The following is a 26,231-nucleotide window of genomic DNA, read 5'->3' as shown; positions in this document are numbered from 1 at the left end:
GCCGCCCGGATCAGGGCAGCTGCAACTGCGCGAGAACCGCCAGGTGATCGCTGTCCGGAATCGGTAACGGCTCGACCGACCGGGCGCGGACGTTCTCACTCGTCACCACGTGATCCAAGCGCGCCAGTGGACGTTCCGACGGGAACGTGCGGAACAGGCCCGCACCGGCACCGGCTGCCGCGTCGGAGAACGGGGACGATGCCAACGTGCGGAACTGCCGGTGGTCGTTGGTGGCGTTGAAGTCGCCCGCGACGAGCACGGTGCCCTGGTAGGTCTCCATGATCGAGCGCATCCTGGCCAGGTCGGCGGCCCACTCGGTGGTGTGGCGCGGTGTGGCAGGCGACATCGCGTGGAAGGAGACGACGGTCAGATCCTGCCCGTCGACCGTGGTCTTCGCCTGTACCGGTACGAATCCGAAGTTGTCGAGGCGGGTGCCGTCGGTCAGCGGAGTGCGGCTCCACAACCCGGTGCCATCGGCCACCGGGAGCGCAGCGGTGAAGGAGAACGGTAGTAGGTCGCCGATGCCCGCGGCCTGCAGGTCGTCCACTTCCTCCGGGGTCAATTCCTGGACCGCGAGAATGTCGACGTCGTTACTACGCACCGCGTCGACGATGGACGCGGCGTCGGCGTCGCCGTGCGCGACGTTGACCGTCAGGACCGACAGTTGCGGGCCGGTGTTGTCCGGGCCGTCGGCGAGGAACATCGGCACCTGAACGCCGACGACGGCAACGGTGATCAGTACTGCGACGGCCGATCCGATGCGGGAGCGCGCTGCGGCGAACAGGATCACGGTGACGATCGCGGCGACCCCGAGATACGGAGCCCCCACGACGAACGCCACAAAAGTGATCTCGGTCACACCAAGTTGTCGAACGAGGAACATTCCGGCCACGCCTGCGAGCAGAGCCCAGCCGATGACCAGCGCTGCGCTGGATGCGAAACGGCGCATCGCGCTCGTGCCTCCTCTTGCCTGCCCGAGTTGGGCATGGATGTGTCAGGTGTTGTCTACACTCGGCATGTGCCCAGCTCAGAGCCATTGTGCAAGTGTCATCACGAACAAGCTGCGCACCGGCATTACCGGCGCGGAACCGACTGCTCGCTCTGTGATTGTCCGCGATACCGGAGTCCGGTATCGCTGCTGTCGAGATGGTGGCCCTGGAAATAGTTTGCCCGGGCAAAAACAATCCTACCGTCCGATCGAATGCGAAGAACAAACCGATTCGTTAGGATTAGGGGCCTGGATACAGGCAATACGGACAAATGCGGCTCGGGGACCGTCCGACATTCGATCCGGTAGGAGAGGCTTCATGTCGAACGATGCAGTGCTGGACAGGCTCGGTACCAGCCTACGAGTCCTCGAACTCGAACCCATCGGTTACCGACCACACCCGATTCACAATCACGACCGCATCTGGACCGAGACCAACTGTTACGTCGACCTGTGGATCGAAGTTCTGCACTCGTTCGGTGCAGATCCCACTCCGGCTCTCGCCTTCGTGCTGAGCGCCGGATGCGACGGGCGGCAGTGGGATTTCGTGAAGATCGCTCCCGAGGACCTCCGCACCCTGTACGGCATCGTCGTCGCCGAGATGAACGTGTGGCGTCCCGTGCTCGAGCACGTCGTCGAAGGCCTGGAAGACGGCATCCACGTCACCGTGGAGGTCGACGGCTTCTGGCTGCCCGACACGGCGGGAACCAGCTATCGCAACCAGCACACCAAGACCACCATCGTGCCGAATCTCGTCGATCGCGACGGCAAGGTGATGGGGTACTTCCACAACCGCGGCTATTTCGAGCTCACCGGAGCCGACTTCGACGGGATATTCAATCTCGCCCCCGAGCCGCACGCGGAGGTGCTGCTGCCCTACGTCGAGCAGATTCGAGTGGATCCCGCGGTACTCGACGCCGGTTTCGGTGATCGAGACCTCGACGTCGCTCGCGCTCATCTGGCGCGCCGAGCTCCTGGTAACCCTGTCGATGCGCTGGCCCGCCGCATCGTCGCCGATATCCCGCTCGTACAGACTGCGGGACCCGACGCATTCCACCTCTGGTCGTTCGGCCTGCTCCGGCAGTTCGGTGCCACGGCAGAACTGGCGGCGAACTACGTGCACTACCTCGAAGGTCGTGGCATAACGGGAGCCGCTGCGGCAGCGCCGCACTTCCTCGATGCCGCCTCCGGCGCAAAAGCCGTTCAATTCCGGATGGCGCGCGCCGCACGTGGCCGGGATGTGGTGCTCGACGAGCCGCTGATCGAGATGAGCAAGAACTGGGCTGCGGCCATGGACATCGTTGCAGGTGCATTGGGCGCGTGATCGATCTGCTCGACGGCGCTCGGTGGCGGCTGGCCCGAACCGACGCCGGTTCCGTTCTCGACCCTGCCGACCTACGAGAAGATCTCGACTGGGTCGTCGCGATGGTGCCTGGCACGGTTGCCACCGCGCTCGGACACCCACTCGCAGTGGATCCCGACGAGCACGACTGGTGGTTCGTCACTCACGTCTCCACCGGTGACCATCGCCGGGTGCGAGTGAGCTTCGGCGGCATCGCGACCCGCGCCCGGATCTGGATCGATGGCGTCCATCGCAGAACCGTGACGTCGATGTTCGTTCCCGAGACCCTCGATCTGACGGACTGCGGTGACACCGTCACCATCGCCGTCCACATCGAATCGCTTGCAGCTCAACTGAAGTCCCGACGCCCCCGCGGTCGGTGGCGATCGTCGCTGATCGCCGTACAGGGGCTGCGACACGAGCGAACGACGATGCTCGGTCGCGCACCCGTGTACGGGCCCCTTCCGGTTCCCGTCGGACCGTGGCGTCCGGTGACGATGACCCCCATCTCCGACGTTCACCGCGTCGACCTGACGACGGCGGTATCGGGCACCGACGGCGTCGTCACGCTGCGCGCCGACCTGGGCGCTCCCGGGGTGGCTCGAATCATGATCGACGACAGGGCCTTCGAGCTCGGCGCGGTCGAGCGCGTCGACTGCGCGGTGACGCTGCCCGACGTCGAACTCTGGTGGCCCCATACGCACGGCCGACCGCGAACGTATCGCGTGGCGCTCGAGGTCGACGGCACCGTCCATCCCATGGGCGTCGTCGGTTTTCGTACGGTCGAGCTGGACCGTACGGCAGGCGGCGCAGTACTGACGGTCAACGGCCAGACCGTCTTCTGCCGCGGAGGAACGTGGACCCCGCTGGACCCGGTGCGGTTGTGGTCGCCCGAGCCCGAGCTGCGGGCGGCGCTCGGGCAGCTCCGATCGGTGGGTCTGAACATGGTGCGCATCGTAGGCACCCTGGTGTACGAGCAGGACGAATTCTGGTCCCTGTGTGCAGAATTGGGCATCATGGTGTGGCAGGACGTCATGTTCGGCACCGTCGACCCGCCCACCGACGATACGTACACCGCAGCGGTCACCCGCGAGCTCGACGCGTTCGCCGACACGGTCTCGGCCAACCCTGCCCTGATGGTCGTCAGTGGTGGAAGCGAGACTCAGCAGCAGCCCACGATGTTGGGAATCGCAGCCGAGGATCAGCGAATGGTGATGCTGGACAGCATCGTTCCCGACTTCCTCGCCGATCGTGTACCCGGCGTCGCCTACGTGACATCGAGCCCGTCCAGCGTGAGCGGCGAACTGCACACTCACGTGGGCGACGGCATCGCGCACTACTTCGGGGTGGGCGGCTATCTCCGACCACTGTCCGATATCCGCACTGCCGGAGTACGTTTCGCGGCGGAGTGCCTGGCCTTCGCAGTTCCCCCGGAACGGGCGCAGGTGGAGAAGTTCTTCGGGTCCGCAGCCGTTGCCGGTCACCACCCCGACTGGAAAGCCGCCGTCCCACGCGACCGCGGCTCGTCCTGGGATTTCGAGGACGTGCGCGATCACTACGTACGCACGATCTTCGGCGTCGACCCACACCTGATCCGGCGCGACGATGCAGAGCTGTATCTCGATTACGGTAGAGCGGCGATCGTCGAAGCGTTCACCGAAGCGTTCGGCCACTGGCGTCGAGCATCCTCGGGGTGCGCCGGAGCCCTCGTGCTGACGCTACGAGACACCGTCGCCGGTGCGGGCTGGGGCATCGTCGACACCGCCGGTGTGCCCAAGGCACCCTTCTACGCGTTGGCGCGGGCCAGCGCCCCGGTGGCACTGCTGTTGTCCGACAACGGACTCGACGGCTATTCGGTGGAACTGGTCAACGACGGACCGGCTCGATCGGGCACTGTTCGAGTGGTGCTGCACGCCTCCCGCGGCAGCCACGAGTTCGAACGCACGGTGAGCGCCCCGGCGAACGGATCCATCGCACTGACGGTGGATTCCATCGTCGGCACGTTCACCGACGTCAACCACGCCTACCGCTTCGGCAGCCGCACCTACTCCGCCGTCACGGTCCTGTTTCTGGACGACAGCGGCGTCGAGGCGGCACGAACCACCGCGCTCGTCGGCGCGCAGAGTCGCCAGAACACGGTGGGCCTCACGGCGAATGTTGTCGAAAAAGATTCTGGAACATGGGAACTGATCGTCCGATCCGACTGGCCGGCGCAGTACGTCTGCGTCGACATCGACGGCTTCGAGGTATCCGACTCGTGGTTCCACCTGGCACCGAACGAACCTCGTACGCTGACGCTCGTCGGTCGCGGCGGGGGTGCACCGCGCGGACACGTGCGCGCTTTGAACTCCGTGGAGCGGGCCTCGGTGGCACCGAAGGTCGTGAGCGGTAACTCGTAGTGGACTACGAATTCAGTCGATGGCCCAAGCTGTGCACGTGCCGCTAGCGGCTCGTGCTGAGTTTTCCTCGGGCATAGCCGATTCCGGCCGCACCGACGCTGGCCACCACGGCCATCGCACCCCAGGCGCGCGCGGGATTGCCGCGGGCCGCTGCGCTGGTCTCCCGGCCGACCGCGCGAGGAAGAATCTTGGCGGTGTAGGCCCGCTCGGAGGACAGTGCGTCCTCGGCCCCGATCAACCGGGCGATCGCTGCCTTCGATACGCCCTCGGCGTAGCTGCGCGTGATGAGGTAGCGCGGACGAGTGCGATCTGCGCTGACGGTGTGATCGACGACGATCGAGGGATCGAACACGATCTGGGCGTCGGGATGCGTCTGACGCAGACGGATGCACAGCTCCGTCTCCTCGCAACCGAGCGGCACTCGACCGATCCGGCCGATGCCGGAGACGAACCCGCCGAGTGCGACGACGGGCTCACGGCGGAACGACATGTTCGCGCCCATGAGATTGCGGACCTGAGCGGTTTCCGTTGGCTGCCCGCGGTAGGTGCACCCGACGACCCAATCGAGTTCGCCGGGTTCACCCACTACCTCGGCCGGTAAGAAGGCCGGACGCTTGTCCGGCCATACCGGGTATGCAGAGCCCCCAACGGCGTACACGGCATCGTCCGAGTAATGGGACAGAATGGCTCCGAGCCACTCTGTGGTGCGCGGTGAGGCGTCGTCGTCCAAGAAGACGACGATCTCACCGGTCGCGAGGTCGAGCGAGGTGTTGCGCGCTCCGGAGAGGCCACGTGGGTGGTTGTTCTCCACCACGTTCACGGTCCGGTGCAGCGGCGAGAACTCCTCGCGCGCACGTTCGGCCAGTTGCGCATTGTGATCGATGACGATGATCAGTTCGTCCGCCGGAACGACCTGATCGAGGACGGCACGCACGGCAGCCTGTAGTTCTGACCACCGAGCCAGGGTGTACGCGCAGATGACGACCGAGGAAGTCGGCAGACTCACGCCGTCTTCTCGCGGAGTTCGAGAACCTCGTTGTACGACTCCAGGGCCTCGAACTCGAGGTCCATGTCGGTGCGGGCGTCGACCGACTCTCGCAACGGCCGAACGATGGACTTGCGCTTGATCTTGCGGGCACGCATGCGCTCGGTCATCAGGGTGCGCAGCACCCGGAAGCCGTCGGAGAAGGTGCGCAGATTGCTCTGACCGTAGATGCGAGCCAACTCGACGCTCGGCACCTCTTCGATGCGCACGGACGCCTCGGCGAAGCGGCAGTTGATGATGGTCTCGATCTCGAAACCGTCGCCCCAGAGCATCATGCCCTCGGCACCGGGCTGATCGACGACGGGGAGATCCAGCACCGGCACCAGGTCGCGCCAGAAGGCGTTGTAGCCGTAGCAGAGATCCGAGAAGCGAGTCCCGAAGAGGGTGTTGGCCACCAGGTGCAGGCCACCGTTGCCTGCACGGCGCAGCGGGGTGATGTCGTGGCTTCCGCCGCCCTCGCAGAACCGGCTGCCCTTGGCGAAGTCGGCACCGGCGAGCAGGGCGTCGACGAAGCGCGGGATCTCGGCGGCATCGGCGGAACCGTCGGCGTCGAACATGACGATGATGTCGCCGGTCGCGGCCTCGAAGCCGCAGGCGAGAGCGTTGCCCTTGCCCTTGCGGGTCTGCTTGATGATGCGAATGTCACCACGGATCTCGCGCGCCGCGTCGATGGTGCCGTCGACGGATCCACCGTCGACCAGCACGAGTTCGTAGTCGTGCGAGAGCAAGGGGAGGACGTGACGAAGGTTCGCGGCCTCGTTGAGCGTCGGGATGACGACACTGACGCGGGGATTCTGACGATTCAACATATCCATTCCACATGGGTCGAGTGCGATGGGCAGATGTCTCCGAACTCCGTGAATCGACCCCCGCCGCATCCACAGACAGTGTCATAACGCTCGTTCTCAAGCGTAAGAACCTGTTTCCTTTGACTGAAAGCAAGCTTAAAAGAAGCTACGAGTTTGTCAAGCCGCGAACAAACCAACTGGGAGATTGTTTGGAGATACACGTCATAGTTTGTGACGGGATCAACGTGATCGGTACTGGTAGACGATCGTGTTGGTGTCCTGATACCGCACCGACCACGCCGAGTTGGTGGCGAGCCACTGCCGGAAACGTGCGACCGCATCGTCGGCGACGAACCCGTAGTACTGCATCGCCTCGAGCGACTGACGGGTCAGGACCATGTAGGTGGGTGTGTCGCTGACCGACGCGTTGTAGTCGATCTGGCCGAGCTTCTCCGGCGTCGGGAAGCCTTCCATGTACTCGGGGCCCAGCGCGTAGAGCGGGACGTCCCAGTACTCGTTGGCCTCCGTCAGGCGCCCGTAGTCCGACGTGGACCGGGCCGGGTAGCCCGAGGAGTACAGCATCGTGACCGCGGTGCCGGACGGTGACTGCGCGGCGACCGCGCGGGCGTCGTCGATCTGGTCGCGGTGTTCGAGCACGATCGGCCACAGGCCGAAGTAGCTCTGCAAGCCCAGCACGGCACTGCCGAGAGCCCCGGCCGTCGCGACCGCAACCGATGTCCGGGCGGTGAGCCTGCGGGCCCGGGACGGGCGATCCTGGGATGGCTTGCGATCGAACAGGGCCAGGAACAGCGGCGTGATCAACAGCACGCAGCCGGGAATCGCGTACAGGTACACCCGGAAGATCGCTTCACCGCCGTAGCTCTGCCCGGCGAGCAGCATGATCGATCCGAACGCCATCACCATCGGTGCCCAGAACGTCTTCTTGGTACGCCAGGCGTAGATCGCCGAGACGAACGCCAGCACGAACACCCCGCCGGACAGTGCGCGGCAGACCAGGGACGTGATCTGTTTGCCGAGCACGCCCTCCGCCTCGACGTTGCTCGCGGCGTTCTGTACGGGGTCGAACCCCTGGAAGAGTCCGTACGGTGCCACGATCGGCAGTCGCGGATACAGGTATCCGAGCAGGATGATCCCGAGAGGAATCATCAGCCACCACGGCTTGGCTCGCCGCGTCACCAGCAGCACTCCGGTGACGGCCATCAGCCAGTACGGCGTCAGCTGGTGCGTGGGGACCAGCGCCGCGAACGGAACGATCGACAGGAACGCCGCGGACCGGGTGAGCGAGGAGGACATCAGCAGCGCCAGGAAGCCCACGGCGAGCAGAACGGCCCACGCCTGCGGTGAGTAGTAGTCCTGGCCCACCCAGTTGATGACCTCGGCGAGCATCGCCGCGGTGATCGCGGCGCGTTTGTCGAACTTCATGACCCGCGCCAGTCCGTAGACGGCCGCCGCGAGCACCACGTGGATCATCGGCGCGAACACGTGCGCCAGAGCCAGCGTGTCGTATCCGGTGACGTGCTGGAACCAGGCCGAGACGAGGAAGAAGCTGGGCCACTCGCTGTAGATGTCGACGCCGCTCGGAGCCAGTCGGTTCAGATCGAGCACGAACTCGGTGACGGCGACGTGCTTGTACGTCCAGTCGTAGATCGGAGCGGAGGTGACGAGGGTGACGGTGAATCGCTGGACCACGATGGCCAGGCCGATGGCGACCAGCATGGTGCGCAGCTGATGACGACGCAGCGCGATCAGGAACGCCGCCATGATCAGCACCATGCACAGCACCAAACCAGGGCCGGTTCCGGCGGTCAGCAGCCCGAACTGCGAGTACGTTGCGCGCTCGAGACCGGGCAACAACGGCAGCCACAGAAAGAACGCCAACGCCAGAATCAGGCCGGCAACATTGCGTCGCAACGTCTCTCGGTCGGTCAGAGCGAATTTCACGGAAGCGAGGGCGGACGTTCGCGACGACGGCGAGACGACCTCACGTGCCTGCGCCACCCAGACCGGCAGGTCGGGACGGCCGTGCTTGCGGTACCAGAGCACCGACGAGCCGATCAGGGCCAGACACAGCCACAACGTCCACATCCGGGGCGACCAGCGGTAGCCCCACATCGCCGCCGACACCATCAGTGTCACCACCGAGATACTCAGAATCGGCAGGGCGGCAGGAACCGCGGTGCGTGGGATGCGCACCCACGACAGGATCGCGGCACCGGGTCCGAAGAACAGCAGGACCGTCAGAAGCACGACGCGAACCAGCGTCGGCAGCGCGATCATCGAGGCCAGGCCGGACAGGGCGGCGAGGACGCTGATGTCCGAGTAGCGCAATCGGCTACCCGCGCGCCGCCGCGTGCCTGCAGCGAAGTCGGTGGTGCCTATGGGCCAGTCGGTCCAGTCGGACGGGACGAACAGCTTGTGCCGCAGATCCGCGATGGACCGGTATCCGGAATCAGTCGAGGACGGGTTCACGGCTCACCCCCGCCAGCGGAGTGCGTTCGCGACCTTCGCGCCTGCTGCGCCGGATGGCCGCGGGGCCCTTGGCGATGGAGAGCAGTTCCATCCGGCCGATGCCGTCGGGCAGGTCGGCAGCGAGATCGTCGGGAGGGGAGGCGACCTTGCTCATCTTGGCCGACAACCGAATTGCACTGCCGAGTCGGCGAGCGGCAACCTTCGCCGCGAGGCTCGCGGATCTGCGGTCGGTGGCGACCGTGTACAGCCACGCGCCGAGCCCGAGCCCGTACCCGCGCGCCTGGACCGCCAACGCCTCGGGATCGGCGCGGTGACGGTGCCACACGATGGCCGCAGGCTCGTACACCAGCTTGTCGCCGGCCATCAGCACCCGGAAGAACATGTCGAGATCCTCACCGCCGTTGGTCGGCGAACCCACTCCCAGTGCCTCGTCGAATCCTCCCAGATCGAACATCCGGCCGCGGTCGACCGCGAAATTGGCCCCGGTTCCGTACATTCCGACCTGGAACGGAAACAGCGGCACGTCGGCCGGTGGATTCTTCAGGTCGTAGACCCGGGGCGTCACCGAACTCGCCCACCCGACGCGGCGATCGAAGTACGCCTGCGCCTGAGTGCGGATCTCCCCACTCGGCACGATGCCGGACACGCACGTGACCCGCTCGGCCCGCCCGAAGCCGCGCGCGATGCTGCGCAACCACCTCGCGTCGACGGCGACGTCGTCGTCGGTGAAGGCGACGATGTCGTGCCGCGCTGCCCGTAACCCCGTGTTCCTGGCTCGCGACAGACCCGCCGTCGGCTCGGACACGACGCGAACACGGGAGTCGTCCAACCCGCGAACGTACTGCTGCGTGGCATCGGTCGGAGACGCATTGTCGACGACGACCACCTCGAAATCCGGGTAGTCCAGAGCGGACACCGACGCGAGCGCGCCCTGCAGATGCTCGACTCGGTCACGAGTGCAGATCACCACGGTGATCGGCGGCAACGCTCGATCGGTCTCGGGAACGGCATCGGGCATCGGAACCTGGGCGAGCGACATCGCCGCCCTCCGTGCATCGTCTGCCGCGACCGCGCCGTCGACGACATCGAGTTCGACGAAGCCGAGGGGGTCCGGTCCGCGTCGGATCAGCAACCGGGCACGGTGGTAACCGTCGGAACCGTCGAGTACGAGAGAGTCCGGAAGATCCTGCTCCAGGTCGATGTCACCGATCCACACGGCACCGTCCCATTCGGGAGACTGCAGTCTGGGGAGCGCGGGAGGTAACACGGGGAGGGTCCTTTCGGGTGACACGTACGGGCAGGTGGAGCGGGGTCTCAGTCGGCGCGATACCGCACCCAGTCGACCGCCATGGTCGCCGGGAACGGCGTGGAGTTGTCGGTGGGGCCGGGCCAGTCACCGGCGACGGCGACGTTGAACAGCAGGAAGAACGGCTTGTCGAAGACCCAGTAGTCGTTGCCGCCGGTGAGGTCTGCCGGAGTGATCGTGGCCAAGGTGGTGCCGTCGATGCCGGTGGTCACGCGGCCGGGAGAGCGCTCTACCCAGTAGGTGTGGAAGTTCTCGGACAGTGGCTCCGGCGGAATCCCGCCTGCGTCCACCTTCTGGCTCGTCAACGAATCGGGTTGGGGGGCATGGATTCCGGTGTGGTACTGGTCGGCCTCGTTCAACGTCTCCATGATGTCGATCTCGCCGGACAGCGGCCAGCCGACCGAGTCCAGGTCGGTACCGAGCATCCAGAACGCCGGATGCAGTCCGGCTCCGGCCGGCATCTTGATCCGAGCTTCGATACGGCCGTAGGTGAACTCGAACTTGTCCTTGGTGGTCACTCGGGCCGAGGTGTACCCGTCACCGTTGCGCATCGCATTGATGACCATGTGGCCGTCACCGTCGAGAGACGAGTTCTCGGTCGAATCGGTGTAGTCCTGCTTCTCGTTGTTGCCCCAACCGGTCTGTCCGACATCGTGACTCCAACGGTCGTCCGACATGGCATCACCCGCCGTGCCCGAGAAGTCGTCGTAGACGGTGAATCCGGGCTTGGCGGCTTCGGTATTCGACGCCGACGTCGTTGAGGTGGCGTCGACGGTGCCCTGCGCAGTGGAGTCGGGTTCGGCTCCGTCCGAGCGCTGCGTCAACCCGTACACGGTTCCGGTGACGACCAGACCCAGCACGACGAGGAACGCCAGAACGGAAGGCCAGCGTCGACGTGGAGGCTCGACGATGAGCCCGGTTCCCGGTAGCCGCGAAACCTCGACGGTCCCCGTTCCGGACTCGTGGCTCGATGCGGCATGACGACTCACGCGGTCTCGTCGACGTTCTTCGGAACTCGCGTCGCGTTGAACTGCGAGACCGACAGCACGACTATGCCCACGAGAAGCGCATAGGTGGCGATGCGTTCCATGCTGCCGATACCGAGACCGAACTCGTGACCGCTCATATAGGCGAAGTAACCTGCCAGACCGACGGCACCGAGCGCGGTCACGACGATGCGAATACCGCGCGGCAGACTCCGGTGCCCGCCTGCGACGACGAGGCCGAAGTTTCCGAAGATGAAGAACGCGGTGGCTCCGAACGAGTGGATGGGGTAGTTCACGCCCTGGTTGACCAAGCCGGCGGTCATGGCACCCGCGCCGGCCACGAGGAAGAACGCCGCGGCCCTGCCGTCGATCCGGCGAACGATGTACCAGGATGCGCCCACCGCGGCGATCGCCACACCGAACAGCACCATCGAGGCGTTCAGCAGCACGTAGAGCTGGCTGCACGGCCAGTTGCCGGTAGGCCCGCAGAAAGGAACGCCGAGCTCGCTGATGTAGTTGTTCCGGTAGCTGTAGAGACCCCGCCACGTGGCCGAGACGATGTACTCGACGAGAACGAACTGCACCACCGACAAGCCCGCCCACCGAGCGACGTGGGCAACGAAGACCGATCGCTTCGTTGCAGGCGCAACGGTGCTCGACGTCGGACTGTTCGCTTCGGGTTCGGTGGGGCGCTTCGCTTCGATGGTCATGCAGTCTTCTCCTGAGGGGCCAGCAATGCGAGGGGGTTCGCTGCTACGAGATCGAGTGCGGCTTGCACTGTGTGGCGGTCGAAAACATTGTCGTGGAACGACGCCGAGACGAACACGACCGAACCGATGGTCTCCATCGTGATCATCACCGACTCCGGTAGTCCCGGATCGGCGATCACGAAGAAGGCACGGTCGGCGGGCTCGGCAACCCAGGAGACCTGCTCCAACTGCCTGACTCTACCGAGATCGGAGTACATGAGCTGAACTCTGGGTCGAACCGGAACTCGGTCTGCTGACACCCCGGAGACGGCCTTGTGTTCACGCTTGTACTTGATGGTGCTGATCGTCGCGGATGCGATGGGACGGCCCTTGGCGATGGCACCGGACAATGCCGCATGCACCTCCCCGGCCGAGGTGGGATCGATGTCGGAGAAACGGATCCCGGCCGCGAAGTTGCCGAGCACCACCGTCGACGGCGGAAGGTAGCGGCGGCAGTCGAACAGAAACGCTGCGGAACGATCGAGCGACAACGACGTGCGCGCGAACGCCGCAGCCACGGCGGCACACATCACGGCGCTGACGCTCGCGCCGGGCAGGTGGGATTCCCGCCACCGCCGGATCGCATCGGTGGTACCCGACTGCGTCACCACGGTGGCCACCGCCGCGGACGGTGCCCACGGCCGACATGCCGTCGGCGATGCGGTGTCCGGCGCGGCGGTGTCGGTGGTGGCTGCGTATTCCGGGTTCGGACCGGGACGGACGCGGTCGAGGATCGTATCGAAGACTTTCCTGGGATTTCGAACGATCCAGCGCAACAGTGCTTTTCGGAGAGGGTGACCGTCGATGGCTCTGCTCGCCCACGCCGGAAGCGGGGCGTCGGGACGTGCGTCGGCCAAGTAGGCGAACAGGTCGACCGGCAACAGAGCGTCGCCGATACCGTGATTGAGATCGAGGAACAGGTAGCGACCGGCCAGACGGATCCGCAGAGTGATCTCGGGAACGGACGCGTGCGAGAACTCGGTGAGCTCCTTGGCCAACTGCTCGTGATCGACGGCGGGTCCCTCGACGATGTGCTCGACCACCCGCTCCGGCTCGTAGACCCAGCCGGCCGAAGACTGGTCGGCGCGCAGGCCCAGCCGCGTCGCAGGACCGATCGAGGCCAGTGCGAGTACCCGGCTCCGCACTCGTGCGAGATCACCGAAGTCCGCGGGTCCCAGCACGGTCACGATGCGCGAATCGGACCGAAGCATGTCCAGTGAACTGGCGCGATAGGTCTGAGTCATGGTGCCGTCCTGTGTTGAGCGTGGACAGGGATGCGACGCGGTGACGGTTCGTCGAGCTGCGGCCGGCCGTCCTGTGGCTCGCGGCGAGGCGGTTCCGCGTGGCGGGGTTCGGCGTGGCGGGGCTCGCGATGACGCGATCGAGGTGGGCGGGCGTCGCTGTCGTCGATCGGCCCGCGGGGTCCGGGAGAGCCCGACGGGCCCTGGTCGTCACCGGACTCGCCGTTGCTGCCGGCGGACAGCTCACGAATCCATCGGACGAGCGGCACGATCAGAACGAGTGCGCCGAACGCCTCCGCGGCGAGGTACGCCCAGCCGACGGCCGCGATGCCCATCGACGACGACAGTGCCACCGAGCCGCCGATGATGATCGAGGTGGCCACCACCTGCACGATCACGGCCAGTCGCATGCGCCGACGGACCCGAGCCAAACCGTCGTACAGGGAACCGACGACGGAGAGCGGGATGGTCAGCGCGGCCAACTGCACGATGATGGTGCCCTGATCGCGATAGCCCTGGCCGATCAGGCCGAGTCCGAACGGTGCAACGAACGCCAGGAAGATCGACCCACCCACCGCGACGATGCACACGAGGCTCATGAATCGCTTCGTCAGGCGGTGGAACTGTTCGGGGTGGGCGGCAACCTCGGCGACGTACGGTCCGATCAACACGCTGATGAGAATGTACAGAGCACTGACGATCGACCAGGTGAGCGAGAAGTAGGCGTTCTGCTCGGCACCGAGGGTGGCGACGACGATCATCGGCACGAGCAGCGGAGCGAGCGAGCCGAGCGCGGTGATGCCGTACGCCGAACCGAAGTAGGCCCACATCTCACGCCGGGGCGGCAGATCCGGCTTGCCTGCGTACCGCTGTTCGGTGCGGACGTTCTTCAGGATCGCGCGCAGGACGAAGATCGACGCCACGATCGCGGGGACGGCCCAGGCGGAGATGATCGAGGTACTGCGCTCGGTCGAGAAGAGCGCCAACAACAACACGAACTTGAAGACGGCGTGAAATACGTTCTTGGCGGCCGCCCATCGGGCGACGCCCAGGCCGGAGGAGGTCTGATCCTGCAGCGCGAACACCGCGAGCACTGCGACGAAGAACGGGAACGAGACGATTTCGGCGGTGTTGGTGAACATCTCGTCCACCGGCGCAACCAGCAGGAAGCCGCCGCCGAGCACGAACGCGAACGCGGTGACGGTGAGGTAGCCGCGCACGATGAACGACTTGGCCAACCGGCCCGAGATCGGAAGGAATCGCTCGTACATCGAACCGAGGCTCAGATTGGACAACGTGGAGAGCATCACCGCGGAGGTGATGACCGCCGACGCGCTGCCCACCTCGGCGACGGGGTAGAGCCGACCGGCTGCAGCCCAGAACAGCAGGCCGAGTGCGCCGGTGATGGCCGTCGAGAGCATCAGAGCCATCGAGTTGAGCGCGAGATTGCGGTCGGAGGCCTTCGAACCCGGTCCCGTCTCGGGTGCCGAATGTTCGACGGGGTCGGCGATCGGAGAAACATCGACCGACTGCACGGCATCGTGCCGAGGCACGGTCTGCACCGGCATCGTCGGGCTGTTCATCAGACCCAGGTCGAACCGAGCCGGTTCGACCGGATACCACCGAAGTTGTTCGAGCTGTTCGTGCTTGGGCGGCAGGATTCGGGGAGCGCGGTGCTTCACAATCGAACCCGCCCCACTGCGACGGGAGGCGACGGTGCAGTGATCTCGAGGTCGAACGCAGCAGCAGTGGCCGCGAGAAGTTCGGCTCGGACGTTCTCGCGCAGGTCGCGACCGTAGAGCGAGTGATCACCGGACTCGAACGAGGTGACGGTGGGCACCGACGATCGGCGCTGGAGCCGGCGCATTCCCTCCGGGCCCCGATTGGCCTCGAACCAGGCGGTGTCGGTGGGGGAGAGCAGAACTCGTGTCTGCACCCGGCGGTCGCTGAGAATGCGTAACGAGATCTCGGGAACCTGGATCAATCCGCGCCGGCCGAGCCAGATCCACAGGGCATACGGAATTCGCGGCTGCAGTGCATTCTTGGTCCGTACACCCCAGTGGTGCAGACGGTCGAGTGCGCGAGCCTTCAGTCCCGTCTCCTCGATGTGCATCGAGGAACGCTTGACGAATTCGAGTCGACGAGTGGTCCAGTCCAGGGTGTTGAGCAGTACCGCGGCACGAACCCCCAGTTCTCGGGCGGCGAAACTGGAATACCAGGAGCCCGAGCACATTCCGGCCACCAGGACGTTGTCCGGGGTCGACCCCGACTGCCGGACGGCGGTGAGTGCATCCTCGTTGCCCTCGTCGCTGTAGAGCCGGGTCAACTCCGTATCGGACACGATTCCGTTCTCGCCGGTGCCGCGACGATCGAAACGCACCGTGGCCACTCCGAAGCGAGGCAGCAGCCGCGCCAGTTCCACCCACATACGGACCGGACCGACACGGTGCTCGTTGGCGGTGGGATACAACACCACGGTCGGTCCACCGGGCAGGCACAGATCCGAGGACGACCGAATCGCGAAAAGCTGCTGTGCGCCCAGGTATTCGATGCTCTCCTGAATTCCCTCGACCACAGATAGCGATCGACGCTCCACCGCGACGTCGGCCGCGGGCGTCGCGGGGAACTTCGACGCCGTCCACGTCGCGAGGTAGGAGATGTCGGACGTCGGGATGACGACCTCGAAATCACTCGGCTCGAGAAAGTCGTCGTGCGCGGTCAGAATGTGTTCCTGAGCCGAGAGAGTCTCGACGACCCTGCGTACGGGCTTGGTATCGGCTCGCTCGGTGCGCGTGGCAACCAGCACCGGTGCGTCCGTTCTCGTCTTCGCGGCATCGAGCGCGGAGAAGTCGGCAGCCGAATCGGGATGCAGCACAGCGCCGATGATCGACACCCGCGGATCTGCGTCGGAGTCGGTGGTCACGCTCACCGAATACAGCGCGCGCTGCTCGTGCAGATACGACCGTCCTCTGACCACCGGATCCCACAGCGTCATCGCGGTGAGCGGGCCACACTCGGCGGCGACCGAACACGCCAACAAGGCCCCGACGCGCAGACCGACGAGGCCGACGTCGTTCACCCCGCAACCACGAACGTAGGCGACGGCTTCGACGATGCTGCGCTGCCAGTGCGCCACCGCGTCGGGCTGATCCTGCTCGCCCCACGAATCCCCGGTGCCGTGATAGTCGAACCGTAGCACCAGAAGTCCCTGCGCACACAGCTTCTGCGCGAGCAGGGTCATGCCGCGATACGAATCGACCTGTTCCTTGCCCAATGGTGGGCACAGCACCACACCGCCGCGCGCCCGACCGCCGGACGGCACATGGACGGTGCCGAACAGCGGTGAGTCGGCCGGGCCGAACCACATCGGGTACTTGCCGCCCGCCGTACGCGAAGAGGACTCGGCGAGAACTGAGCCGATGCGCCGGGGAGCGGTGCGGGAACTGTTCACAGGTTTGGTCCTTCGTGTACGTACACGGGTGAAGCGGTATCGATCAGTTGCGCAGTGCGGCAGGCCAGGCCGATCGATCGAGTCCATGGGTGCGGAGCATCGCCAAGGCGATGCGTTCCATGCCGAAGCCGACGCACGCGCTGTGGGCCGGTTCACCGTCGACCGTCTCGATGCCGAAGGTGTGCCCGAAGTGATCGCGGTGGCAGTTGCACGAGACGACCGCAGTGCCCTCGTCGAGATCTCCGTAGAGCTTGACGACCAACTCGGTCTTGAGGTTCTCGTTGCGCTGGTTCGCCGCGAGCATGCGTCCGGCGCGACCGAAGAACGGGTCGTTGGCAATGACCGCCTCGGCTTCCAACCCCAGATCTGCCAGGACCTGAAGACCGCGCGGCACCCAGCGTTCGCGGTGTGCGATCGCGTCGTCGGGGGTGCCCACTCGAACGAACTCGTGCATCCGAAATGCCTGCATCCGAGCCGGATCCACCGCGGGCTCGTGCCGGAAGCAGTAGCCGTAGATGTCCATCAGCGTGCCCTCGTCGGGCAGCGTGCCGGTGAGCATCGAGTACGACGGATGGCAGGCAGCCGAGACCAGCATGGTGCCCGCCGAGTGCAGAAAGTGATCCCAGTCCTTACCGTCTGATCGTTCCGCCAACAGCGCCGCGTGTTCCTTGTTGTCGCCCTCGAACGTGTTGATGGCACCGGTGAGGTTGGGGAACGACGCGATGTAGTCGGTGCGCTCGAAGGCTTCCCGCGGGAAGACCGGAGCGAACCGGAATCGAGTGGCCTGACGGCCGTGTTCGGCGACCCCTGCCTCGGTGACGCGGGCATCGACGAACTCGATGATGTCCTCGAATTCGCCACTACGCCCGTACAATCCGGGGATCGAGCTGGGGACCAGCAAGCCGGCGTCGACGAGCTCGGCGCGGAAAGCGGCTCGGGCCGAGTCGAGTTCGCTGATGTCTGTCTCCGGTGCGGAGTGTGTGGTGGTCATCATTTTCCCTTGTAGACGAGGGAGAGCTGCGAGTTGTGCCCCAGGATGCGTTCGTTGCTGACCATGATCGCGGACCCGTGCGCATCGCGAAGGTGACGGCCGATGCTCATCTCGCCGTCCTGGCGGTAGCCGGAGATGCCACAGATCTGCAGTGCCTTGCCGACGATGTCGATGACGAGCGTCGACGCGGTGACCTTGACGTTGTTGATCTTGAGTGCGAAACCGATGGCTCCGAGCTCGGCGGGACTGTCGGAGACGGCCTCGAACTTGGCTGCGGCACCGAACACCGTGTCCACCAACTGCTCGTGCACCACCATCAGCTCCGCGAGACGCAGCGCGCTCGGCGGCGGCGTTCCCGGAGTCTTGCGTGCGGCCTTCTGCACCGACTTGCGCGCCTTGGTGACCGCCGCGTCGGCGATGCCGAGCCACGCAGATCCCCACAGCACGTGCGCTACCGGAAGCATGGTCTGAGCGGAGATGTCGCCGTAGTTGTCGCCCAGGATGTTCGACGTCGTCGTGCGCGCGTCCAGCATGAAGCCGGGGCTGCAGGTGCCGCGAAAGCCGAGGGTGTCCCAGGTGCCGGTCTTGACGAGCGTCACGTCGGGCTTCTCGCACACCACGAGCACCTGATCGCTCGGCGGGCTGTCGACGCTGCGCCGCGCCGTCGCCAACACGATCTGTGCGTACTCGCCGTAGGAGATGACCGGTGCGTTCTTGCTGAGCGTGATCTGCTCACCGTCGTACTCCACCGCACAACTGCTCGAGCGGACGTCGCCGCCGATGTTGATCTCGGTGGTGGCCGACGCCACCAGTATGCGATCGGTCACGATGCGACGCTGCAGGTCTGCCATGGCGTCGGACTTGCCGTGGCGGACGATGCTGAGCACCTGTGACTGGTGCATCACGAAGATCATCGCCGTCGATGCGCACTCGGCACCGAGGGCGCGCGAGATCCGGGCTATGTCGGTCAGTGTTGCCCCGCCTCCGCCGAACTCCCGCGGAACTCCGACCCCGAGCAAGCCGGCGTCGCGCAGCGCATCCACCGATTCGGTGGGAAAACGGGCATCGCGATCGACTTCGTCGGCGTAGGTCCGCAGTACGGCCAGCACGTCGGTGATCGACTGGTCGATCGAGCTCTCGTAGACGGTGGTCATGGCCTCAGTCCGTCAGCTGAGCGATGGCCGCGGCGATCGCGTTGATGCTGCCGAAGGTCGACTTCTGCAACATGGTGTCGGGGAATTCGACGTCGAACTCGTCCTCGAGCGCGATCATCACGTTGACACTGGCGTGCGAGGTGAGGCCGCTGTCGTAGAGATCGGCAGCTTCGTCGATGCCCTCAACGGGAACCGGCAGCTTTCCGAATTTCTCCAGAACGGTTCGCACTCGAACCACGTCGTGAGCATTGAGCGTCTGCATCGAAACCTCCACCGATCGCGTTAACCACGAGACCGGACGGCCTCGTCGTCGACTCAGGGTCGGCTGGCAGTGCGCCTTTTCGACCCAAAGTCTCCCCAGACCCTCTTAAACAATATCGCAGATTGTTTAGTAGCGTTACCGGGATGCCCGCATCGGGTATCCGAGCCGCCGTACACTTCGAGTGGAGCGGGGGCTCGTACGGGCGCCGGATCGGGCGTCGAAACACAATCTGTGAAGGACTGTCTGGTCTATGGGTGGAGTCTGCGGGGTGTCAGTGGGTACCGGTGCCGTGCGCATCGCGTACATCGCCGACGGCCGCCGCGTCGAGGACTCCATCGACGCAGAGGGTGCACACGACCTGCTGCCCGGCAAGCTCGTCGACCTCGGGCCGTTCGAGGACATCGTCCTCGCAGGATGGGACACCGCAGCCGTGACGGCGCTGCTGGAGACCCTCGGCGACGGCACCGTGCCGAAAGCTCGCATGGTCGAGGAGTCCCGCGCCCTGCTCGCCTATGCCCGCACCGTTCCGGAACTGGCAGACAAGGACTACGTCCTGGTCGTCGACCTGGGAAAGAAGGGGCTTTCGGCCACCGCACTCGATGTCGCGGGAGAGTACGTCGAGTGGACCGCACGCACCGTCGACATCAGCGGTGACCGCTTCGACGAGGTGGTCCGCGGCATCGTGATGGCCAAGGGCATTCTGCCGGCTCCGGTCGGCCCCGAGGGCGATCAGGAGTACCAGGCCTTCTTCCGCGAGCTCAAGGAGTTGGTGAGCTCGTCGGTCGGCGTCCGGGCACCCAACCGCGGCCCGATGTTGCTCAGCCGAAAGGAATTCGAGCGAGAGATCACACCGCTCGTCTCCGACGCCCTGGACTGGGCCTCCAAGCAGGCACCCGATGCAGTGCTGCTGATCGGTGGCGGTGCAGGCATCCCCTCGGTGCGCACCATCATCGAGGACAAGTGGAACGTTCCCGTCCACGTGCCCGACGACCCTGCAATGGCCATCGCCGAGGGCGCGGCACTCGACGAAAGACCCGTCGAAGCCTCTCTCCACGCCGATGTGGGAATCATCACCGTCCCGGACGACGCATCGGAATTGCTCGAGGCGGCGCCCGAGATGCTCGCCGAGCCGGAGACGCTCGACTTCGACACCGTCGAGGAGTGGATGGTCGACGGCCTCACCGTCGACCAACTCGCGACCGAGGATCTGACGATCCCGTCGACCACCTTCGATACGGCCCCGGCAGACATCGACCTCGACGAACCTGCACTCCTGCAGCCCGAGGTGCTCGAACCCGAGGTGCCCGCGGCACCCGAGCCGGGGGTCGTCGCCGAGCCGGTTCGTCGCGGCCGACGCACCTGGTCGGTGCGTGATGCGTCCGTGCTCGCCGCCGTGAGTCTGCTGATCGTTGCCGTGGTGGGACTGGTGTTCACCCGGGGAAACACGCCGCCGCCCACTCCTCTGATCGAACAGCAGATACCCATCGATTCCACGTTCGCCGCTGCGCTTTCTGCCGTCGCGGGCCCGGCCGACGGGGTCGATCCGGGACCCGCCGAGCTGCCGGTGCTCGGGCCCGCTCGATTGTCCGATGCGGACCTGTACGAGCGGGAGTTCAGCTACGCCGGCGAGCTGTACCTACCGACTGTCGATCCGGAGCTGCCGGAATAGACCTCGGGTCCGGTTCGAGCCGGCCGGGTGGGGAGCGCGACCGGTTTCGCTACGCCCGGCTCCGCCCACCGCCGGGGCGCGCGCCCCGCCGATTCGGCCGAAGCGGTAGCCTGGCGCTCTGGACGAGGTGGATCGCGTCCGAAGACAACTGCCGATCGAAATGAGGCCGACAACCGTGACTGTGCTGCTTGGGGTGTCCATGGGGACCCGAGCCGTGCGCACGGCGCAGCCCCGAGCCGAGCAGTTCGGGTCACCCGTCGGCGACCCATCCGGCCTGGTCACCGACATCGACCGGCCCTTGTTCTTCCGCAACGAACTCATCGACAGCGTCGGCGGAGACCTTCCGCATCTGGCCGCCGAATCGATCGGTGCCGCAGCCGAGAGCGAGCCCGAACTGGCCACCGGCGTCGCCTACCGCGACCCCCGCCAGGCCGACGCGCTGCATGCTGCCCTCAGCGGTGCGCGCCTGCACAACTACCACCTGGTCCCCGAGGTGGAGGCCGTCGTCGAGTACCTGGCGGCAACGGGCGAAGCCCGCAACTGCAATTCCGTCGCCCTCTTCGACCTCGGAAGTTCCGGACTGACCGTCAGCGTCGTGGACCTGGTCCAGCGCACCGTCATCGCCTCGCAGCGATCCGGTGCGTACAGCGGAGATCTGCTCGACGCCTACGTGCGCAACAATCAGCTCGAACGCCTCGGCAAGCAGCCGACCGACCCCGACATGGCGTTGTTCGAGAAGCGCTGCCGAATTGCCAAGGAACGCTTGTCCACTCAGGACGCGGTATGTCTGCCCGACGCCAGCGGCATGATCCTGCTCTCCCGGGAGAACTTCGAGCTGCTCATCACCGACCTGCTCGACGAGGCCATCGAGTTCGCGCGCGACGTGATGATCGGTGCCAACGTTCCCATCGACGCCGTCGTACTGATCGGCGGTGGCGCTCGTATGCCGATCGTGCAGAAACGCGTCGGACCGCTGCTCGAACTCCCGTCGATCGTGCCGACCGAACCCGAGACCGTCGCGGCACGTGGAGCGGCACTGGCCGCTCGGCCGCACTCGCGCACGCGAACCGGAACGCGACGGGCACCGAACAGGCCGGTGACGTCCGCGTCGATGACCGCCGAACCCACGTCGCGGGTCCGCTCGGAACCGGCTTCCGTGCCGGTGCCGCCTCCGCTACCCGCGCCGGTCCGTCCGGTTCCGGCGAATACCGAGTCTCAGCACGCCGCGCCCGGTGTGCCTGTCCCGGCTCCCTCGCCGGCGCGTCCTGTTCCGGCCCGTCCCTGGATAGCGGCGGGAGCGGTCGGCGCGCGCTCGCAGGACACGGTGTCCGAGGTGCCGGTGCCCGAGGTGCCAACGTCAGAAGTCCCGACGTCAGAAGTCCCGGTCGATCCCACCGGTACCTCGGGAGAATTCGCTTCCTCGAGGTTCACCGACTTCGCCGAATCCGGTGCAGTCGATTCGGTTCCCGAGACCTCACCGGTGGTGGAAGATGTTCTCGACGACCACGTGCAGGGGGCGCGGGTCGACGGGGAGGTCGTTGCGTTGAGCGCGAACACGGGGGATTCGTCTGCCGAGAACTCTGCTGCCAAGAACTCTGCTGCCAGGCCCGAGGCAGCAGACGACGGCAAGCCGGTTCCGTTCCAGCTGAAGAACGTCTACTGGCTCGACGCCGATTACGACGACGACGACGGCGAGGACGACCGCACCCGGGCTCGGCGCAAGCTCCGCACCGGAGGTGTTCTCGCGCTCGGTCTCGCGTTGGTGGTGGGCGGCTCCGCGTTCATGATCACCCAACAGAACACACCGCAGGTGGTAGACACCTCGGTCAGTCGGAACCAGACCGAAGCTCCCGCTGTCACGACCACGGTGCCGCCCACGTCGGTGACACCAGCGCCGGTGTTGCCGCCGCCCGCACCTGCACCCGAAACCACCGTCGAACCGACCACCGTGCCACCGGAGACCGAGGTCTACCAGGAGCCGTGGACGCCGGAGCCGACGACGACCACGGCCGAGCCTGTTCCGCCGCCACCCGTCGAGAGCGTTCCTCCGACGACACAGCAGCCACCGCCGCTGATTCCAGGATTCCCGGACTTCACGCTGCCCGGTTTCCCGCCGATTGCCCCACCCGCTCCCTGACCCGATTCACTTCTCTCCGTGAGTGTTTCGCGGCCTGATGTGCTCGAAGATCAGGATGGTCTCGGTAGCGGCCACAGCAGGGTCGGCGCTGAGATTCTCGACGACGAAGTCGCGAAGAGTAGCGGTGTCGACGGTCGCCACATGCACCAGGAAGTCGTCCGCACCGGCAATGAAGTAGATGTTCAGCGTCTCCTTCCGCGAGGCGATCTTCGAGCCGAATTCGCTGATGCGTCGTCGAGCATCTGCTTGCAGCCGAACCGAGATCATGGCCTGAATGCCCTGGCCGAGTGCCTCGGGGTCTATCTCGGCGTGGAAGCCGCGGATGACGCCGCGTTCGACCAGAGCGCGAACCCGCGCCAGTGCGGTCGACGGTGCGATCCCGGCCGCGGCAGCGAGCGCGTTGTTGGGTGTACGGGCGTCGCGGCGGAGCTCGTCGAGCAGGATGTGGTCGATTCGGTCCAGTGGCACCGACCGAACATCGTTCGACCGAGACCCCGCTTCACCCGTCTCGAACGAACTATTGCTCACCATTCTGGGATCGTACAGAATTATGTTCACTTCCGTTGCAGGTATTTCGTAGATAATTCATAGTTGGCCTACACGGATGGAGCCCCGGCTTCACATCACCCGCCACCGAGGAGGCCGCCATGAAGATCGGAATTCCACGCGAGATCAAGAACCACGAATACCGGGTGGCCATCACCCCGGCAGGCGTGCACGAACTGGTCTCGCGAGGACACGAAGTGATCATCGAAACCGAGGCAGGAGCCGGTTCGTCGTTCACCGATACCGACTACAAGGCCGCCGGGGCGCAGATTCTCACCGATGTCGCCGAGGTCTGGGAGTCTGCGGACCTGCTGTTGAAGGTCAAAGAACCTATCGCCGAGGAGTACTCACGCCTGAGGAAGGGGCAGGTGCTGTTCACCTACCTGCACCTCGCGGCGTCCAAGCCGTGCACCGATGCGCTGCTCGAGTCGGGTACCACCGCCATCGCCTACGAAACAGTCACTGCTGCAGACGGTTCCCTGCCGCTGCTCGCCCCGATGAGTGAGGTTGCCGGACGCCTCGCGCCGCAGGCCGGTGCCTACCACCTGATGTCCAGTGAAGGCGGCCGCGGAGTTCTGATGGGCGGAGTTCCCGGAGTCCGCCCCGCCAACGTCGTGGTGATCGGAGCCGGCGTGTCCGGAAAGAACGCCACCGCAATCGCTTTCGGCATGCACGCCGACGTCACCGTGCTCGATCTCGACGTCAAGGCGCTACGCGCCATCGACGATCAGTACCGCGGTGCGGTGAAAACCCTGGTATCCAACGCCTACGAGCTCGAACAGGCAGTTCTCGCAGCGGATCTCGTGATCGGCGCAGTGCTGGTGCCGGGAGCGAAGGCACCGAAGCTCGTGTCCAACAGTTTGGTTCAGCGCATGAAGCCGGGTTCGGTTCTGGTCGACATCGCCATCGATCAGGGCGGCTGCTTCGAGGATTCGCACGCCACCACCCACGCCGATCCCACGTACAAGGTGCACGAGTCGGTGTTCTACTGCGTCGCCAACATGCCCGGTGCCGTACCGCGCACCTCCACCTACGCGCTCACCAACGCCACCCTGCCGTACGTCGTCGCACTCGCCGACAAGGGCTGGGAAGCTGCGTGCGAGGCGGACCCGGGTCTCAAAGCCGGCCTGAGCACGCACAACGGTGCACTGTTGTCGGAGACCGTCGCCGCTGCGTTCGCCTGAGCGGCTGCGCCGCGCGTGCACGAAAACTCGTAGCCCACTACGAGCTTCCAGTCACGTGCGGCGGAGCCGCTCACGCGCTGTGACGGCCGGAGCGCCTGCTCTTGCGGGTGGGTGCCGTCGCCCGGCGCTGCGCTCGGTTGGAGGGCCCGCCCACGTTGATGGGGCGGGCCAACAGCACGGCGATCGCCGTGGTCAGCGGAACCGACAGGGCAAGCGCCACACCGCCGACTGCGGAGCGGACGATCTCGATCGCCACCGAATCGCCGGTGAGTACGTCCTGGATGGACCGGTCGGCGACGCTGAAGAGCAGCAGCAGCGGCAGTGCGCCACCGGCGTAGGCGAGCACGAGCGTGTAGACGGTACTGGCGATGTGATCGCGACCCACCCGCATCGTGGCGGTGAAGATCTCGCGCCGCGACGCCGTCTCGTCCACCGAGGCGAGCTCGAAAGCCGCCGACGCCTGCGTGATCGTCACGTCGTTGAGCACACCGAGCGAGCCGATGATGAAGCCGGCCAACAGTAGACCGGTGACGCTGACGTTGCCGATGTATGTCTGTACGGCGGTGTTCTGCTCCTCGGACAATCCGGTCAGGTGGGTCATGCGGATGGCGACGTACGACAGCACCGCCGCCACCGCCATCGAGGTGAGGGTGCCCAGCAGCGCCGAGCTGGTCCGAAGGTTCACCCCGTGCGCCAGATAGAGCACGGCATAGAGAATCACCGCACCGGCGACGAGGGCGACCGGAATGGCGGGTGCACCGTCGAGCAGGGCGGGCAGCATGAACACGACCAGCACGGCGAACGCGATGAGCAGGCCGACCAGTGCGCGGAATCCCCGCCAGCGGGCGACGACGCAGATGACCACGGCGAACACGCCGACGATCAGCGCCAACGGCAGCCCGCGGGAATAGTCGTTGAAGGAGTAGCGGACTCCACCGGCAGGGTCGGTCTGCACGACCAACCGGATGTCCTCGCCGGCGCTCAGAGTCGGTTGCCCGGGCCCCGGAGCGATCTCGAGTACCGTCCGCTTGCCCGCGTCCTCGCCCGTGGTGATGTCGACGATGCTTCGCTGGCATTCGTAGGAGTCGTTGACCGCGGGGGTCGGGTCACCGGTGAACGGTCTTCCGGCGTCGGGACTTCCGCAGGGCCCGATGCTCTGCGAGGTGATGGTGCCCGCTTCGGTGGACACTGCGCCGCCGCCGGAGGTCTGGAACGGCAACGGGATGTCGACGCTCTGCTGGCTCGGCCACAGTGCGATCGCACCACCGATCACGGCGATGGCAATGGCGACCAACAGTCCGACGACCACCTTGGCGGCCACCGGTCCCAACGGAACCGGAGTATCGCTGTGGCCGTGCCCGTGCCCGTGGCCCGCGTAGGAGTCGAGGCTCGGCTTGGTGCCGTCGGGAGGATTGCCGTGTGGTTCCACCATGCAAGGCTAGTACGGAGCCAGGTTGGTGACAGATGCGAGGAGCTCGGTGGCGGGGAGCAGGGGGGGCGTCC

The 26,231-nt window shown here is 65.8% G+C and carries 20 protein-coding genes; 5 read left to right on the top strand and 15 right to left on the bottom strand.

Annotated elements, in window-relative coordinates:
• Nucleotides 1–10 precede the first annotated feature (10 nt).
• A complete protein-coding gene (locus AB0362_RS06040) occupies nt 11–949 on the bottom strand; it encodes an endonuclease/exonuclease/phosphatase family protein (RefSeq protein ID WP_366235160.1) in 939 nt (312 codons plus the stop codon).
• Nucleotides 950–1,307: 358 nt separating this feature from the next.
• Between AB0362_RS06040 and AB0362_RS06035 the strand changes: the two genes are divergently transcribed.
• Together AB0362_RS06035 and AB0362_RS06030 are read left to right on the top strand one after the other, a co-directional pair.
• Complete coding sequence (locus tag AB0362_RS06035) at nt 1,308–2,312, top strand: DUF1839 family protein (protein WP_366235159.1); 1,005 nt, start codon at nt 1,308–1,310, stop codon at nt 2,310–2,312.
• Nucleotides 2,309–4,729, top strand: coding sequence for a glycoside hydrolase family 2 protein (locus AB0362_RS06030; protein ID WP_366235158.1), 2,421 nt, complete (start codon nt 2,309–2,311; stop codon nt 4,727–4,729). The genes AB0362_RS06035 and AB0362_RS06030 overlap by 4 nt, the downstream gene beginning before the upstream one ends.
• A gap of 43 nt (nt 4,730–4,772) precedes the next feature.
• Here the strand turns inward: AB0362_RS06030 and AB0362_RS06025 are convergent, their stop codons facing one another.
• From AB0362_RS06025 to AB0362_RS05970, 12 genes are all read right to left on the bottom strand, one after another.
• Entirely contained in the window at nt 4,773–5,735 is a 963-nt protein-coding gene (locus tag AB0362_RS06025; protein WP_269595004.1) for a glycosyltransferase family 2 protein, read from the bottom strand.
• Nucleotides 5,732–6,589: a glycosyltransferase family 2 protein gene (locus tag AB0362_RS06020; protein WP_149407382.1), complete on the bottom strand. Its 858-nt coding sequence runs from the start codon at nt 6,587–6,589 to the stop codon at nt 5,732–5,734. The genes AB0362_RS06025 and AB0362_RS06020 overlap by 4 nt, the downstream gene beginning before the upstream one ends.
• Nucleotides 6,590–6,802: 213 nt before the next feature.
• The gene (locus AB0362_RS06015; RefSeq protein ID WP_366235157.1) at nt 6,803–9,052 is read right to left on the bottom strand and encodes a hypothetical protein; all 2,250 of its coding nucleotides are present in this window, start codon (nt 9,050–9,052) and stop codon (nt 6,803–6,805) included.
• The gene (locus AB0362_RS06010; protein WP_262498551.1) at nt 9,033–10,319 is read right to left on the bottom strand and encodes a glycosyltransferase; all 1,287 of its coding nucleotides are present in this window, start codon (nt 10,317–10,319) and stop codon (nt 9,033–9,035) included. Before AB0362_RS06010 ends, AB0362_RS06015 begins: the two co-directional genes overlap by 20 nt.
• A gap of 47 nt (nt 10,320–10,366) precedes the next feature.
• Nucleotides 10,367–11,347, bottom strand: coding sequence for a glycoside hydrolase family 16 protein (locus AB0362_RS06005; protein ID WP_366235156.1), 981 nt, complete (start codon nt 11,345–11,347; stop codon nt 10,367–10,369).
• On the bottom strand, nt 11,344–12,054 hold the full coding sequence (locus AB0362_RS06000) for a DUF998 domain-containing protein (protein WP_366235155.1): 711 nt from the start codon (nt 12,052–12,054) through the stop codon (nt 11,344–11,346). Before AB0362_RS06000 ends, AB0362_RS06005 begins: the two co-directional genes overlap by 4 nt.
• Complete coding sequence (locus AB0362_RS05995; RefSeq protein ID WP_366235154.1) at nt 12,051–13,337, bottom strand: hypothetical protein; 1,287 nt, start codon at nt 13,335–13,337, stop codon at nt 12,051–12,053. Before AB0362_RS05995 ends, AB0362_RS06000 begins: the two co-directional genes overlap by 4 nt.
• Nucleotides 13,334–15,016, bottom strand: coding sequence for a lipopolysaccharide biosynthesis protein (locus AB0362_RS05990; RefSeq protein WP_366235153.1), 1,683 nt, complete (start codon nt 15,014–15,016; stop codon nt 13,334–13,336). Before AB0362_RS05990 ends, AB0362_RS05995 begins: the two co-directional genes overlap by 4 nt.
• Nucleotides 15,013–16,785, bottom strand: a complete 1,773-nt coding sequence (locus tag AB0362_RS05985; RefSeq protein WP_366235152.1) for an alpha/beta fold hydrolase — start codon at nt 16,783–16,785, stop codon at nt 15,013–15,015. Before AB0362_RS05985 ends, AB0362_RS05990 begins: the two co-directional genes overlap by 4 nt.
• Before the next feature lie 43 nt (nt 16,786–16,828).
• A complete protein-coding gene (locus tag AB0362_RS05980; RefSeq protein ID WP_366235151.1) occupies nt 16,829–17,776 on the bottom strand; it encodes an amino acid--[acyl-carrier-protein] ligase in 948 nt (315 codons plus the stop codon).
• The gene (locus tag AB0362_RS05975) at nt 17,776–18,930 is read right to left on the bottom strand and encodes an acyl-CoA dehydrogenase family protein (protein ID WP_366235150.1); all 1,155 of its coding nucleotides are present in this window, start codon (nt 18,928–18,930) and stop codon (nt 17,776–17,778) included. Before AB0362_RS05975 ends, AB0362_RS05980 begins: the two co-directional genes overlap by 1 nt.
• A 4-nt stretch (nt 18,931–18,934) precedes the next feature.
• The gene (locus tag AB0362_RS05970) at nt 18,935–19,192 is read right to left on the bottom strand and encodes an acyl carrier protein (RefSeq protein WP_032396368.1); all 258 of its coding nucleotides are present in this window, start codon (nt 19,190–19,192) and stop codon (nt 18,935–18,937) included.
• A gap of 268 nt (nt 19,193–19,460) precedes the next feature.
• On the opposite strand from AB0362_RS05970, the gene AB0362_RS05965 reads away from it, so the two are divergent.
• Nucleotides 19,461–20,861: a hypothetical protein gene (locus AB0362_RS05965; RefSeq protein ID WP_366235149.1), complete on the top strand. Its 1,401-nt coding sequence runs from the start codon at nt 19,461–19,463 to the stop codon at nt 20,859–20,861.
• Between the two features lie 175 nt (nt 20,862–21,036).
• Nucleotides 21,037–22,998, top strand: coding sequence for an Hsp70 family protein (locus tag AB0362_RS05960; protein ID WP_366235148.1), 1,962 nt, complete (start codon nt 21,037–21,039; stop codon nt 22,996–22,998).
• Between the two features lie 6 nt (nt 22,999–23,004).
• Here AB0362_RS05960 and AB0362_RS05955 read toward each other — a convergent pair whose 3' ends face one another.
• Nucleotides 23,005–23,529, bottom strand: a complete 525-nt coding sequence (locus AB0362_RS05955) for an Lrp/AsnC family transcriptional regulator (RefSeq protein WP_068055430.1) — start codon at nt 23,527–23,529, stop codon at nt 23,005–23,007.
• Nucleotides 23,530–23,645: 116 nt separating this feature from the next.
• Between AB0362_RS05955 and ald the strand changes: the two genes are divergently transcribed.
• On the top strand, nt 23,646–24,728 hold the full coding sequence (gene ald, locus AB0362_RS05950; RefSeq protein WP_366235147.1) for an alanine dehydrogenase: 1,083 nt from the start codon (nt 23,646–23,648) through the stop codon (nt 24,726–24,728).
• A gap of 70 nt (nt 24,729–24,798) precedes the next feature.
• Here ald and AB0362_RS05945 read toward each other — a convergent pair whose 3' ends face one another.
• Nucleotides 24,799–26,160 carry a YibE/F family protein gene (locus AB0362_RS05945; RefSeq protein WP_269594993.1) on the bottom strand — a complete coding sequence of 454 codons (1,362 nt, stop codon included), beginning with the start codon at nt 26,158–26,160 and terminating at the stop codon, nt 24,799–24,801.
• Nucleotides 26,161–26,231 lie beyond the last annotated feature (71 nt).

Source organism: Rhodococcus sp. NPDC079359, from assembly GCF_040702585.1.
Lineage (GTDB): Bacteria > Actinomycetota > Actinomycetes > Mycobacteriales > Mycobacteriaceae > Rhodococcoides.
This window is presented reverse-complemented; position numbering and strand designations above follow the sequence as displayed.